Genomic DNA, 13,024 nt, shown 5'->3' with positions numbered 1-13,024 from the left:
CCCGCCTCGCCGATCTCGTGCGCGCCGCCGGCAACCGCATCGCGACCGGATTCGTGGGCACGCCGCTCGTGTGCGACGCGCTCACCATGACCGGACACACCGATGCCGCCTACGATCTGCTTCTCGAGCAGGAGTGCCCGTCGTGGCTCTATCAGGTCGTGCAGGGCGCGACCACCGTCTGGGAGCGATGGGACGCGATGCTGCCGGATGGGACCGTGAACCCCGGAACCATGACGTCGTTCAACCACTACGCGCTGGGAGCGGTCGCCGACTGGCTGCACCGCAGCGTGGCCGGACTCGCCGCGGCGGAACCCGGCTATCGTCGCATCCGCTTCGCCCCGCGGCTCGGCGGCGGTCTGACGCACGCGTCGGCGACGCAGCGCACGCCCTACGGCGAGACCTCGATCTCCTGGCATGTCGAGCAGGATGAGCTGCGGGTCGAGGTCGTGGTGCCGGTCGGTGCCACCGCCGAGCTCGATCTGCCCGGCGCGGCCCGTGAGGAGCTCGGGCACGGCGCGCACGCGCGCGCCGTGCCCCTGCGTCCGTGACGGCGGTCGCGGCTCAACCCGCCGTGGAACCGCCCGCATTCGCCGCCGCGATCAGCTGCTCGATCTGCTCGAAGTCGACGGGGAGCCCGGGGAATCCGGCGAGGCGTCCGATCGGGAAGGACGCCATCATCTTCTGCATCGCCTCATCGTTCGGCATCATCGATGCCGCGGCCGCATCGCCGCCGAGCCCGCCCATCAGGCCGCCGAGCGCCTGCTGCACGATGGCTCCGGCGATCGGGTGCGTCATCAGGTCCCCGACGGAGGAGTTCATGGTCAGCTCCTGGTGCACCGCGTCACCCGAGATCTCGACCGAGACACGGGAGCGGATGTCGCGGCTGGAGGCGGCCACCTCGACGGTGTACTCGCCACCCTCGACGACCCAGCGGTCGACGCGGATGTCCCAGTACGCGAGGTCCTCACGCCGCACGACGAGCTCGACGGAGCGGGTCTCACCCGCGGCGAGGGCGACCGAGGAGAACGCCTTGAGCTCGCGGGGCGCGCGCTGCACGATCGAGGTCGTCGGTGCGACGTAGACCTGCACGACCTCGCGGCCATCGCGGTCGCCGGAATTGGTGACGTCGAGGCGTACGACGATACCGCCGTCCGCTCCGACCTCGGCCGTCGCACCGGTGTACTCGAACGTCGTGTAGGAGAGTCCATGGCCGAACGGGAAGGTCACGTCGAGACCCTTCGCGTCATACCAGCGGTAACCGACCAGCAGGCCCTCTCCGTAGCGCACGTGTCCGAACTCGCCGGGGAAGTTACCGAAGGACGGGTTGTCCTCGAGCCGCACGGGCACCGTCTCGGTGAGCTTGCCCGAGGGGTTCACCGCACCGTAGAGCACATCGGCGACGGCGCCGCCACCGGCCTGGCCCAGCAGCCAGCTCTCGATGATCGCGGGCACGCGGTCGGCGAAGGGCAGTGCCACGACCCCGCCGTTGGAGAGGACGACCACGACGCGCGGGTTGACCTCGAGCACGGCATCGAGCACGGCCAGCTGCTCGGCAGGCAGGTCGATGTGGTCGCGGTCGAAGCCCTCCGACTCCTCCGCAGCCGGCAGACCGAGCAACAGCACCGCCACGTCCGCCGTCCGGGCGACGCCGACGGCCTCGGCCCGCAGCTCCTCCGCGGTGCGACCGGATGCCGCAACGGCTCCGCTTTCGACCGCGAAGCCCGCGGCGTAGCTGACGTTCTCGCCGCCGACGACACGCAGCTCGTCGAGTGCGTTGTCCACGCGGGTGGGGTTGATCAGCGACGAGCCGGCGCCCTGGAAACGCGGTTCGGTCGCGAAGGCACCGATCACGGCGATCTTCTGGTCTGCGGCGAGCGGAAGCAGTGCGCCGTCGTTCTTCAGCAGCACGATCGAGCGACCGGCGGCTTCCCGTGCGAGCGCGTGGTGCGCGTCGACGTCGAGCGGTCCTGCGACGGCCGGACGCTCCCCCGCTTTGCGCACGAGGTCGATGGCACGAGCGGCAGCGGTGTCGAGCACGCTTTCGGGGAGGGTTCCCGCACGAACGGCCGCGACGAGCTGCGCATCGGTCCGTCCACCCGAGGCCGGCATCTCCAGGTCGAGCCCTGCCGCGACGCCGACGACGCGATCGTTCACGGCTCCCCAGTCCGAGACCACGAGGCCGTCGAAGCCCCAGTCGTCGCGCAGCACGCTGGTGAGCAGCCACGGGTCCTCCGAGGTCCAGACCCCGTTGAGCTTGTTGTACGAGCACATGACGGTCCAGGGTGCCGCGTCCTTCACGACCCGCTCGAATCCGCGCAGGTAGATCTCGCGCAGCGGGCGCGGGTCCACATCCGAGCTCGCGCGCATGCGGTCGAACTCCTGGTTGTTGGCCGCGAAGTGCTTGAGCGAGGTGCCGACGCCCTTCGACTGGATGCCACGGACCGACGCTGCGCCGAGGATGCCGGACACGATCGGGTCCTCCGAGAAGTACTCGAAGTTGCGTCCGCACAGCGGTGAGCGCTTGATGTTGATGCCGGGGCCGAGCACGACGGCCACGTTCTCGATCGCGGCCTCCATCCCGATCGCGGCGCCCACCCGTTCGATGATCTCCGGATCGAAGGACGAGCCGATGCCGACGGCAGGCGGGAAGCAGGTGGCGGGGACGCTGCTGGCGAGACCGAGGTGGTCGGTGCTGCCGGACTGCTTGCGCAGGCCGTGCGGACCGTCGGTCATCATCACCGACGGGATGCCCACGCGGTCGATGGCCTTCGTGGTCCAGAAGTCTGCGCCGCTGGTGAGCGAAGCCTTCTCCTCGAGGGTGAGGTCGGAAGCCGAGTTCTCGGTCATTGTGTCCCTTTCGCGCACGACGTCGATGTCCTTGCGAAAACCATATGCCCTTCAGTATTAGATATCAAACGACATTCAGGATTAGGGTCGGGGTATGGCACGACGAGGTTCGTACGCGAAGGGCGTGGCGCGACGCGAGGAGATCCTGGAGAGCGCCCTCGACGTGATCGGGCGCAAGGGGTATCAGAACGCCTCGCTCAAGGAGATCGCCGAGGTCGTCGGAGTCACCCCCGCCGCTCTGCTGCACTACTTCGGTTCGAAGGAAGAGCTCTTCACCGAAGTCCTTCGAAAGCGCGACGAGCACGACGGCCTCGATCCTTCAGGCCTCAGCGACGCCGAGGCGCGGACCGGGTTCATCGAGGTGATCCGCCACAACACCGAGGTCCCGGGGCTGGTCGCCCTGTTCTCACGCCTCTCGGTCGACGCCGCCGACCCCGATCACCCGGCCCACGAGTACTTCCTCGACCGCAGCGCCCGCCTGCGCGAATCGATCGCCGACAGCTTCGGCGCCGAAGAGCGGCGCTCCGCCCTCGATCCCGACACACTCGCTCGCGTGATCCAGGCAGCATCCGACGGTCTTCAGCTGCAGTGGATGATCGACCCGAGCGTCGACATGCCCGGCATCATGAGCGCCCTCATCGACGCACTCCATCCGCCCGCGCCGCCCACCGCCGACTAGACGGTCGCCGCATGTCGCGGCCCGGACTCAGCGGACGTTGCCGTTGGAGCAGGTCTGCTGCGCGGCGGAGTTGCCCTTGATCGAATCGGGCAGAGCCACGACATTGTCGGGGGTCGCTGCCGGATCCGGAGTCGCCGCGGGGTCGGTCGCCGGCTCCTCGACGGGTGCCGTCGGCTCCTGCACGACCACGCCGTCGTTCTTGTTGTTCTCATGCGTGATCTGCAGCTGCGCGTTCGCCGCGAGCGCCTCCCAGAGCGCCGAGGCGGCGGTGTAGTTGGGGACGACCTTGTTCGGGTTGGCCGAGTCCGTGCCGTTCGGGTACTGCACGAAGACGATGTCCTCGAACGGGACCGACTTGACCGCGAGAGCGATCTGGACCAGCGTCATCGGGTTCGTGAGGGACTCGCTCGGCTCCAGGTTCTGGATCGCGGTGTTCGCGAGCTTCAGCATGACGGGGACGTTGCCGAGCACGTCACCGCTGATCATCTTGCGGGCGAGGCTCGACATGTACTGCTGCTGGTTCCCGATGCGGCCCAGGTCGCTCCCGTCGCCGACTCCGTGACGCGTGCGCAGGAACTGCAGGGCCTGCAGCCCCTCGATCGTGTGGGTTCCTGCGGCCATGTCGAGGCCCGTGTAGCGGTCCTTGATCGGGTTGGCGAGACAGACGTCGACGCCGCCGATCGCGTTGGTGATCTCGATCACACCACCGAAGGTGACGCCGGCCGCGAACTGGATCTCCTGGTCGGTGAGCTCGGAGATCGTCTTCACGACGCAGTTCAGGCCGCCGTCGGTGTACGCGGTGTTGAGCGGCTGCTTGCTCATCGCGGAGGTGGCGTTGCCGTCCTTGTCGGTGCAGGCCGGGATCGGGACCATCAGGTCGCGCGGGAAGCTGACGACCGTGATCCGGCGCGGCTCCTGCGAGACATGAACCAGCAGGTTCACATCGTTGAGCGTGCCCTCGGAGTCCGCTCCGGAGCATCGCTCGCCGAAGAGGTCCTTGTACTTCTCTTCACAGGTGTCGACCCCGGTGAGCACCATGTTGAAGCCGCCCTCGTACTCGCCGATGTCCGGCGGGATCGGGTCCTGGCCCTCGATCTCGACCGCGTTCGCCGAGACGGTGCTCGAGAGGTCGTAGAAGACGTAGGCGCCGACGCCGAGCCCGCTCACCAGAACCACGGCGAGGCCGATCGCGATGAACTTCAAGAGCTGACCGACGGTGCCAGGAGTGCCCAGCTGACCATGGCGCGCGATCGTGTGACGGCGTCGGGTGTTCTGGCTCACTCGGGTCCTTTCGGATTAAGCGCCGGTGCGGGGGCACCGTGCTCAAATGCGGAGGGTGTGGGATTCGAACCCACGAGACATCTCTGCCCACTGGTTTTCAAGACCAGCTCCATCGGCCGCTCGGACAACCCTCCCGACAGACGCTTCTGTCGACCAGGCGTGAGTCTAGCCGAGAACTATTCTCCTGCGCTGACCTGGGCGGGGGCTGGAAGCGTGTCGAGCGCTCGCGCCAGGCCACCGTCGGCCACGTCTGCGGTGACTTCCCCGGCGGCTTCCTTCACCACGTCGGGCGCCTGACCCATCGCGACGGCGCGGCCGCCGAGCGCGCGAGCCCAGCCGAACATCCCGATGTCGTTGCGTCCGTCGCCGGCGACGAGGATGCGTCCCTCGTCGAGGCCCAGCTCGGTGCGCACCTGCTCCAGAGCGGTTCCCTTGTCCACGCCCTGCGGCGCGATGTCCAGCCATGCCGTCCAGCCGATCGCGTACGACACCTCGTTGAGACCGGCGTCCGCCACCAGGCGATGGAAGTCGTCTTCGTCATGGCCGGGCGAGACGACGACGATGCGTGAGACGGGGAGTTCCCCGAGCTCGTCGAAGTCGACCTGACGCCCGCCGTCGAGCGTCCAGTCATCGATCTGCTCGGTGAACAACCGCTGCCCGGAGGCGAGTTCGACCATGTACCTGGCCTCGGGAAGACGCTCTCGCAGCAGGCCCAGGACCGGAGTGGGATCGAACGTCTCCACGTTCCAGCGCTCCCAGTCGTCGCCCGAGCGGCGCATCGTCACCGCGCCGTTGGAGCACACCACGTAGTCCGCGGTCAGTCCGAGTTCCTCGACGTATCGTCGGGTCGCCATCCAGCTGCGACCGGTCGCGATGGTGACCACGTGGCCACCGTCGCGAAGCCGGGCGATCGCTTCCGGAACACCGGGGCTCATCGTCTCGTCCTGCAGCAGAATGGTCCCGTCGACGTCGAGGCCGACCAGCCAGGGCCCCGTCATCGAGCGGCCCGCCCGCCGACGAGGGGTTGGATCACTTCGAGGCCGCCGAGGTAGGGGCGAAGGACCTCGGGCACGCGCACGGATCCATCGGCCTGCTGGTGCGTCTCGAGCAGGGCGACGATCCAGCGTGTCGTGGCGAGCGTGCCGTTCAGCGTGGCGACGTGCTGCGTCTTCGCTGGTCCCTCCGCCGCATCGACGAGAGGGCGATGACGCACGTCCAGGCGGCGCGCCTGGAACGTCGTGCAGTTCGACGTCGAGGTGAGCTCACGGAAGGCGCCCTGCGTCGGCACCCATGCCTCGATGTCGTACTTGCGAGCGGCGCTGGAGCCGAGGTCTCCCGCTGCCACATCGATCACGCGGTAGGCGAGACCGAGCGAGGTCAGCATCTCCTCCTGCAGGGCCACGAGGCGCAGGTGCTCGGCTTCGGCCTCCTCCGCGGTCGTGTAGACGAACATCTCCAGCTTGTTGAACTGGTGCACCCGGATGATGCCGCGGGTGTCCTTGCCGTGCGAGCCGGCCTCGCGGCGATAGCAGGTCGACCAGCCGGCGTAGCGGAGGGCGCCGTCTGCCAGGTCGACGATCTCGTCCTTGTGATACCCGGCGAGCGCGACCTCGCTGGTGCCGACCAGGTACAGATCGTCGTCCTTGTCGAGGTGGTAGACCTCATCGGCGTGCTCGCCGAGGAAACCGGTGCCCTGCATGATCTCCGGGCGCACGAGCGTCGGGGTGATCAGGGGCACGAATCCGTTCTGCAGCGCCTTGTCGAGGGCGAGGTTCATCAGCGCGATCTCGAGGCGTGCGCCGATGCCGCGCAGGAAGTAGAAGCGCGCGCCGGAGACCTTGGCGCCGCGTTCCATGTCGATCGCCCCGAGGAGCTCGCCGAGCTCGAGGTGGTCCTTCGGCTCGAAGTCGAATGCCGGGACGTCACCGACGCGGCGCAGTTCGACGAAGTCGGCTTCGCCGCCGGCCGGGACGCCGTCGATCACCACGTTCTCGATGCGAGCCAGGGCGGCAGCCGCGGCTTCGGCGGCCTCGTTCGCCGCATGCTGGGCCTGCTTGACGCGCTCGGCGAGGTCTTTCGCCTGCGCGACCAGCGCAGCCTTCTCCTCTTTCGGAGCCTTCGCGACGAGCTTGCCGAAGGCGTTCTGCTCGGCACGCAGCTCCTCGAACGCGGAGAGCGCGGCCCTGCGCGATCGGTCGGCCTCGAGAGCGACGTCGACGGTGCTCTGGTCGTTTCCACGAGCAGCCTGCGAGCGGCGGACGATCTCCGGATTGTCGCGGAGGAGTGCGAGGTCGATCATCCACCAAGTCTACGGTGAACGCTCCGAGGTGCCGGATGTCACACTCTCGGGCCGGTGGCGTCTTCCTCTGCAGTGGTCGGCACCCCGTCGACCTGTGGAAAGGAATCCCATGAGCATCCGCGTCACCTCCCTCGACCAGCTGAACCTCGCCTTCGCCGATCGCTTCAACGCCCGCGACCTCGACGGTCTGATGGCGCTGAACACCCCGGACGTCGTCTTCGTGCCCGCACCGGGGGCGGCCGTGACGGGCACCGACGCCGTCAGAGGGGCTCTCGAGCAGTTCCTCGGTCTGAACCTGCCGATCTCGATGACGGTCCGTCACGTCTTCGAGAGCGAAGGCACCGGACTCGCGATCGCCGACTGGACGATCACCGGCACCGGTCCCGACGGATCCGCGATCGACCTCGCCGGCACGACGGCCGACGTCGCGGTGCACGACGACCAGCACGGCTGGCGCTACGTGATCGACAACCCCTTCGGCACGGCCTGAGGCGGCTCGGAGGCCCGGCCCTGCGCCCGGCCTCCGTCAGCCCTCGTCCATCCCGGTGCGTCGGCACACCCGCAACGCTCTCCGTGCACGCGAGATGCGCTGCCGTGCGGCCGCGGGTTCGATTCCGAGCCGGATCGCCACCTCCTCGGTGGAGAGGCCGTCGACCACGGTGAGCAGCAAGGGTTCCCGGAGCGTCTCCGGGAGCGAGTGCAGGGCGGCGAGCGCGCCGTCGAGGAACACCCGGACCTCCACGGCGGACTCCACGCTCGCCCCCTCGCCCGCCACGTCTTCCTGCAGGACGGCCTCCGGGCGCCGCGCACGCTGCCGCGCGAGATCGATGGCGACGTTCCTGGCGATGACATCGAGCCAGGCGCACATGCGCCCCGGTTGCGGGGTCTCCAGGTGCGAGACCGAGCGCCAAGCCCGCAGGAGCGCGGTCTGGGCCGCGTCCTCCGCGTCGGAGACAGGCACCCCCAGCGAGATGCTGCGCCGCCGAAGCCGGTCGGGCTCGGTCTCGATCAGCGCGGAGAGCACGGCCTGCGAGTCGCCATGGGAGACATCGCGCATTCGTTCGCTCCCCTCGTCGCGGTCGAGCAGGGTCGCCCTCGCGGATGAGGAGACCCGAGCACTTCCCGGTTTAGAGTAGCGCCATGACCACCAGCGCCCCCGTCCCGCGACAGGCGGCGCTCGTCTACAACCCGATCAAGGTCGACGGAAAGCACCTTCGAGCCCGTGTCCGCGACCTCTCGCGCGAGGCGGGATGGGAGCATCCGGCCTTCTACCCGACGACCGTGGAGGATGCGGGTCAGCATGCCACGGCGCAGGCTCTCGAGCGCGGTGTGGACGTCGTGCTGGTCGCGGGAGGCGACGGCACGGTGCGCGCCGTGTCGGAAGCGATCGCGAACAGCGGTGTGCCGCTGGCGATCCTGCCCAGCGGCACCGGGAACCTGCTCGCCCGAAATCTCGGACTCCCCCTGGGCGACCCGACGGAGATGATCCGCGCAGCGCTCGGCGACTTCCGGCATCCGATCGACATCGGCTGGGCCCGCCTCACACGACAGGACGGCGAGGAAGCCCGGCACGCCTTCGTGGTGCTGGCCGGAATGGGGCTCGATGCCGACATGATCGCGAACACCCGCTCCGATCTGAAGAGATCAGTGGGGTGGATCGCGTACGTCGATGGCGCCGCCCGTTCCCTGCCGCGCGCGAAGCCCTTCCGCGCCGTCTACCAGGTCGATGAGGGGCGCCTGCACTCGCACCGCGCATACAGCCTGCTCTTCGCGAACTGCGGCACCCTTCCGGCCGGCATCTCCCTGATCCCCGACGCGTCGATCACGGATGCCGCGCTCGACGTCGCCGTCATCCAGCCGACCGGCATCTTCGGCTGGTTCGGGGTATGGCGGAAGATCTGGTGGGACAACTCCGTGCTGCATCGCTTCCGCGCGGGGCGCCGCGTGCTCGAGCATCGCGGCAAGAACGCCTCGGTGCACTACTTCCACGGATCAGCAGCTGAAGCCGCGTCAACCGACCCCGTCCCTATCGAGCTCGACGGCGACGAGTTCGGCGAAGCCGTGCGCATCACCTGCTGGGCTGATCCCGGAGCGCTGCTGCTGGCACTGCCCTCGGGTCACCCGGTGCACACCCTCTGAGAGCCGAAGGGCGCCTCGGGATCAGAGGACCTCGACCGTTCCGTCGAGAGCTCCGCCGACGAGGGTCAGCGTGAAGGGAGCATCGTCGTCGACCGTGTCCTCACCGAAGGAGAGGATGGTCGCACGCGGCGCCATGTCCATCGTGCAGGCCTGGTCGGCGTCGGTTGCGAACGTCGCCGTCCCCGCGTTTCCCGATCCCTCGAGCGAATCGACGACCGGCGGGCAGGACGAGGAGCCCCAGGTGAGCAGCACGAGACCGCCGTCGTCGAACCAGCCGGCGGAGGGCAGGTACTCGGTCGAGGTGCCCGGCGTCCCCGTCGCGGCCGGGTCGGCGTCGAGGTCCACGTCGTCGGTGATGTCGCCGTAGGAGACGTTGAGGGTGATGTCGGCGGTCGGATCCACTCCCTCGGGAAGCGCGCCGATGCTCGCGCGCGGCGCGAGGTCGGCCGTGCAGGCCTTCTCGGTGCCATCGCCGTCCGGATCCACGAGCGTGACCGTGACGGTCTGGCCCTGGGCCTCGACCGTGTCGACCTGCGGCACACACGTCGAAGAGCCCCAGGTGACGACGGCGAACATGCGTCCGTCATCGAGCAGCGTGCCCTCGACATCGTTCTGGTCGTCGACGCCGCCTGCGCTGGGGGCAGGCGAGCTTGTCGGCGTCTGCGCACCCGGCCCAGCGGTGCACCCCGCGACGAGGAGCGCAGCGGCGACGAGACCGATGACGGAGGCGAGAGGACGAAGCGCGAGGGTCATGCTCACAGGGTAGTCCCGGAGAAGTTCGCGCGGATAGCCCGCATCGCCTACTGGAGGGCGGAGGTGAGCCGGGCGAGGTTGTCGAGCACGGTCGAGCGCAACGGCTGCTGCATCCACTCCTCCAGGGTCAGCTCGCGGCTGAGGGAGCGGTACTTGTCTTCGACCTCGCGCATCTCGGCGACGAACTCCTCGCCGCGCACCAGCATCGAGACCTCGAGGTTCAAGCCGAAGGAGCGCATGTCCATGTTGCTGGAGCCGATGACCGCGACCTCGTCGTCGATCGTCAGCGTCTTGGTGTGCAGAATGTAGGGCTTGCGATACATCCAGATGCGGACGCCCGCCTTGAGCAGCACCTCGTAGTAGCTGCGCTGGGCGTGATAGACCATCGCCTGGTCGCCCTCTTCCGAGACGAACAGCTCGACGTGCACCCCGCGATCGACGGCTGCCGTGACTGCGAGCAGCAGCGCCTCATCGGGGACGAAGTAGGGGCTGACGATCATGATCTTCTTCTTCGCCGCATACAGCAGAGCGAGGAAGAGACGGAGGTTGTTCTCGACTTCGAACCCCGGTCCTGACGGCACCACCTGGCAGTCGAGGTCGCCGGAGCCGATGTTCGCGTGGGCGATGTCGATGCCCTCGAGCACCGTGTCGGTCTCGCTGTACCAGTCGGCGACGAAGATCGCGTTCACGCTCAGCACCACGGGGCCGTCGAGACGGACCATCAGGTCGACCCAGTGCAGACCGCGCCTGATGTTCTTCTTCAGGTTGTAGGTCGAGTCGGTGACGTTCTGCGATCCGAGGAAGGCGATGTTGCCGTCGACGACGAGGAGCTTGCGGTGATTGCGCAGATCGGGACGCTGCATCTTTCCCTTGAGCGGCTGCACCGGAAGCATCAGGTGCCAGTCCGCGCCCATCGCATTGAGCCGCGCGATGGTCTGCTTGTAGCGGGGCTTGCCGCGGTTGGCCCAGTGGTCGAGCAGCACGCGCACCTCGACGCCGCGCGCGCGGACCTCTTCGAGAGCACGGAAGAAGTTGTCGGTCGCGGCATCCGACTGCAGGATGTAGAACTCGACGTGCACATACTCCTGCGCCGTGCGGATCGCCTCGGCCATCTCGTCGAGCGACTCCTGGTAGTCGGAGATGAGATGAGCGCCGTTGTCGCCAGAGAGCGGGAGGGCGCCGAGCGTCTGGTTCATCTGCACGATCGGCCCGAACCACGCGGGGGCGTTCGGTCGGAGCGTGCCGAAATGCAGGTGCTCACTGGTCTCGGCGATGTACTCGTTGATCTGGTCCTGCTTGCGCCGGCGTGCCCGCGGGAGACGCGGATTGCCGATCACGAGGAACAGGAAGACGCCGACGAACGGGATGAAGAAGACCGCCAGCAGCCATGCCATCGCCGCCGTCGGGCGGCGGTTGCGAGGGATGACGATGATCGCCGTGACACGGATGATGACATCGAGCACCAGCAGGAAGGCGGCGATCCACCATCCCCAGGTCTCTGCAGTCATCGCGCCCCCTTGCCACCGCAGTGACCATCACAGCCGTTGCGCACCAGAGCCGGTGCGCTGGCTTCACAGTAGCCGATGGGTCGGACTCAGGCGCGCGGCGGAAGACCCCGCGCGGCGCGCTCCTCGGCCTCGATCTGCGCGTGCACCTTGCGCTCGGTGCGGTCGAAGCGGAGGATGCCGCGGACCACGAAGAAGAACACGATGCTCACCCCGACGGTCGGCAGAAGCGACCATGCCGCGGCGAGCCAGAAGTTGTCCATCACTCCATGGTACGCGAGCCACTGTTCGTGCACAGTTCCGGGCTCACAGGATCTGTGTCCACAGGCCCCCGTTCGGCGCCCACCGGTCCGCACCCTGGACCACACTCTGGGGATGACCACAGTTCTCCGCGCCGCAGATTCCGCCGCCTTCCTCGGCATCGTCCCCACTCTCGCGGGCTTCACGCCTCGTCGGAGCACCGTGCTCCTCCCCTTCCGGGGCACCCGCACCGACGGGGCCATGCGTCTCGACCTCCCCCGCGACGGGACCGACCTCGAGGCCTACGCCGACGCCGCGGTCGGCCTCGTGGCGCGGGTATCCGGGACGGATGCTGTCGCCGTCGTCGTCTACACCGACGAGGAGGCGCACCCCACCCGAGACGGCCTCGTCCTCCCGCATGCGGTGATGCTCGACGAGCTCTTGGGATGCGCCGAAGATGCGGGGCTCCGCGTGGTCGACGCCCTCTGCGTGACCCCTTCCGGGTGGTCGAGCTACATCGACGACGAGCCGGAGCTCGGATCGCTGACGCAGATCAGTCGTCCGTCCGATCTGCTGCCGACGGGCGATGTCTCCGGAGACCAGAGCGTCGGCGCGGAACTCCCCCCGGTCGATCTCGCGGAGAAAGAGCGTGTGGGAAGAGCATCGGTCGAGCTCGCCGCGCTCCTCGGTGGGAAAGGACGAGGTCGGCTGACGGCACGGGAGAACCCGCAGCTCGTCGCCGCGCTCGTCCTGCTCGAAGACGTTCCGGCCTTCTTCGAGTCGGTGCTGGCTGCGCCCGACGATCTCCCGCCTCTCGCGACGGCCACGCTGCTGTGGTGCTTGGAACGACCTCTGCTGCGCGACGTCGCGATCGCTCAATGGGCGACCGATCTGGCCGGCGGCATCCGCACGCTCGATGCGCAGAGTGCGTTCGCCGCGTCCGGGGTGATGGTCCCCGACGAGGTGGGCCAGGTGTTCCTCGGACGCGGTCCCACCCCCGACACCGACCGCCTGCGAGGCGCGCTGTCTGCGATGCGCGAAGCGGCCGCGAGGGCACCGCGACCCGCGCGACCTGCCCCGCTCACCGTCGCCGCGTGGCTGTCCTGGGCCTTGGGGCGCGCGAGCCACGCGGGCCGATACCTCGAGATGGTGCGCGAGATCGACCCCCGCTACCCCCTCGCCGCCCTCCTGGAGACGATGATCGGCGGTGCGATGCTGCCGGAATGGGCGTTCCGGTCTCGCTCGGCGGAGTGAAGGCGGGGCGGGGTGAAGGCGGCGCGG

At 68.5% G+C, this 13,024-nt stretch carries 13 protein-coding genes and 1 tRNA gene; 5 read left to right on the top strand and 9 right to left on the bottom strand.

The genetic code is table 11. The features are described from left to right. On the top strand, positions 1-548 hold a 548-nt coding region (locus D514_RS0119855; protein WP_031206473.1), incomplete at its 5' end, for an alpha-L-rhamnosidase C-terminal domain-containing protein. 13 nt (positions 549-561) lie between these two features. Here the strand turns inward: D514_RS0119855 and D514_RS37195 are convergent. After that, the gene (locus D514_RS37195) at positions 562-2,847 is read right to left on the bottom strand and encodes a glycoside hydrolase family 3 C-terminal domain-containing protein (protein ID WP_017831503.1); all 2,286 of its coding nucleotides are present in this window, start codon (positions 2,845-2,847) and stop codon (positions 562-564) included. 94 nt (positions 2,848-2,941) lie between these two features. On the opposite strand from D514_RS37195, the gene D514_RS37190 reads away from it, so the two are divergent. Then, positions 2,942-3,526, top strand: a complete 585-nt coding sequence (locus D514_RS37190) for a TetR/AcrR family transcriptional regulator (RefSeq protein WP_017831502.1) — start codon at positions 2,942-2,944, stop codon at positions 3,524-3,526. 27 nt (positions 3,527-3,553) lie between these two features. Here the strand turns inward: D514_RS37190 and D514_RS37185 are convergent, their stop codons facing one another. The 4 genes from D514_RS37185 to serS all read right to left on the bottom strand — a co-directional run bounded on the left by D514_RS37185 (position 3,554) and on the right by serS (position 7,106). Further along, positions 3,554-4,807: an LCP family protein gene (locus tag D514_RS37185; protein WP_017831501.1), complete on the bottom strand. Its 1,254-nt coding sequence runs from the start codon at positions 4,805-4,807 to the stop codon at positions 3,554-3,556. A 49-nt stretch (positions 4,808-4,856) separates the two neighbouring features. Beyond that, a tRNA-Ser gene (locus tag D514_RS37180) sits at positions 4,857-4,941 on the bottom strand. A gap of 42 nt (positions 4,942-4,983) precedes the next feature. After that, the gene (locus D514_RS37175; RefSeq protein WP_017831500.1) at positions 4,984-5,805 is read right to left on the bottom strand and encodes an HAD family hydrolase; all 822 of its coding nucleotides are present in this window, start codon (positions 5,803-5,805) and stop codon (positions 4,984-4,986) included. Further along, a complete protein-coding gene (gene serS, locus D514_RS37170) occupies positions 5,802-7,106 on the bottom strand; it encodes a serine--tRNA ligase (protein WP_017831499.1) in 1,305 nt (434 codons plus the stop codon). Before serS ends, D514_RS37175 begins: the two co-directional genes overlap by 4 nt. A 109-nt stretch (positions 7,107-7,215) precedes the next feature. On the opposite strand from serS, the gene D514_RS37165 reads away from it, so the two are divergent. Further along, a complete protein-coding gene (locus D514_RS37165; RefSeq protein WP_017831498.1) occupies positions 7,216-7,596 on the top strand; it encodes a nuclear transport factor 2 family protein in 381 nt (126 codons plus the stop codon). Positions 7,597-7,632: 36 nt separating this feature from the next. On the opposite strand, the gene D514_RS37160 is transcribed toward D514_RS37165, so the two are convergent. Then, complete coding sequence (locus tag D514_RS37160; protein WP_017831497.1) at positions 7,633-8,163, bottom strand: RNA polymerase sigma factor; 531 nt, start codon at positions 8,161-8,163, stop codon at positions 7,633-7,635. Positions 8,164-8,246: 83 nt separating this feature from the next. Here D514_RS37160 and D514_RS37155 point away from each other — a divergent pair, with 83 nt between their 5' ends. Then, a complete protein-coding gene (locus D514_RS37155; RefSeq protein ID WP_017831496.1) occupies positions 8,247-9,245 on the top strand; it encodes a diacylglycerol kinase family protein in 999 nt (332 codons plus the stop codon). 21 nt (positions 9,246-9,266) lie between these two features. Here D514_RS37155 and D514_RS37150 read toward each other — a convergent pair whose 3' ends face one another. The 3 genes from D514_RS37150 to D514_RS39065 form a co-directional block, all read right to left on the bottom strand. Then, positions 9,267-9,998, bottom strand: coding sequence for a hypothetical protein (locus D514_RS37150; protein WP_017831495.1), 732 nt, complete (start codon positions 9,996-9,998; stop codon positions 9,267-9,269). A 47-nt stretch (positions 9,999-10,045) separates the two neighbouring features. Next, positions 10,046-11,506: a cardiolipin synthase gene (gene cls, locus D514_RS37145; RefSeq protein WP_017831494.1), complete on the bottom strand. Its 1,461-nt coding sequence runs from the start codon at positions 11,504-11,506 to the stop codon at positions 10,046-10,048. 86 nt (positions 11,507-11,592) lie between these two features. Beyond that, positions 11,593-11,766: a hypothetical protein gene (locus D514_RS39065; RefSeq protein WP_017831493.1), complete on the bottom strand. Its 174-nt coding sequence runs from the start codon at positions 11,764-11,766 to the stop codon at positions 11,593-11,595. Positions 11,767-11,878: 112 nt separating this feature from the next. On the opposite strand from D514_RS39065, the gene D514_RS37140 reads away from it, so the two are divergent. Next, positions 11,879-12,997, top strand: a complete 1,119-nt coding sequence (locus tag D514_RS37140; protein WP_017831492.1) for a DUF4192 family protein — start codon at positions 11,879-11,881, stop codon at positions 12,995-12,997. Positions 12,998-13,024: the final 27 nt, after the last annotated feature.

The organism is Microbacterium sp. UCD-TDU (assembly GCF_000340625.1).
GTDB lineage: Bacteria > Actinomycetota > Actinomycetes > Actinomycetales > Microbacteriaceae > Microbacterium > Microbacterium maritypicum.
This window is presented reverse-complemented; position numbering and strand designations above follow the sequence as displayed.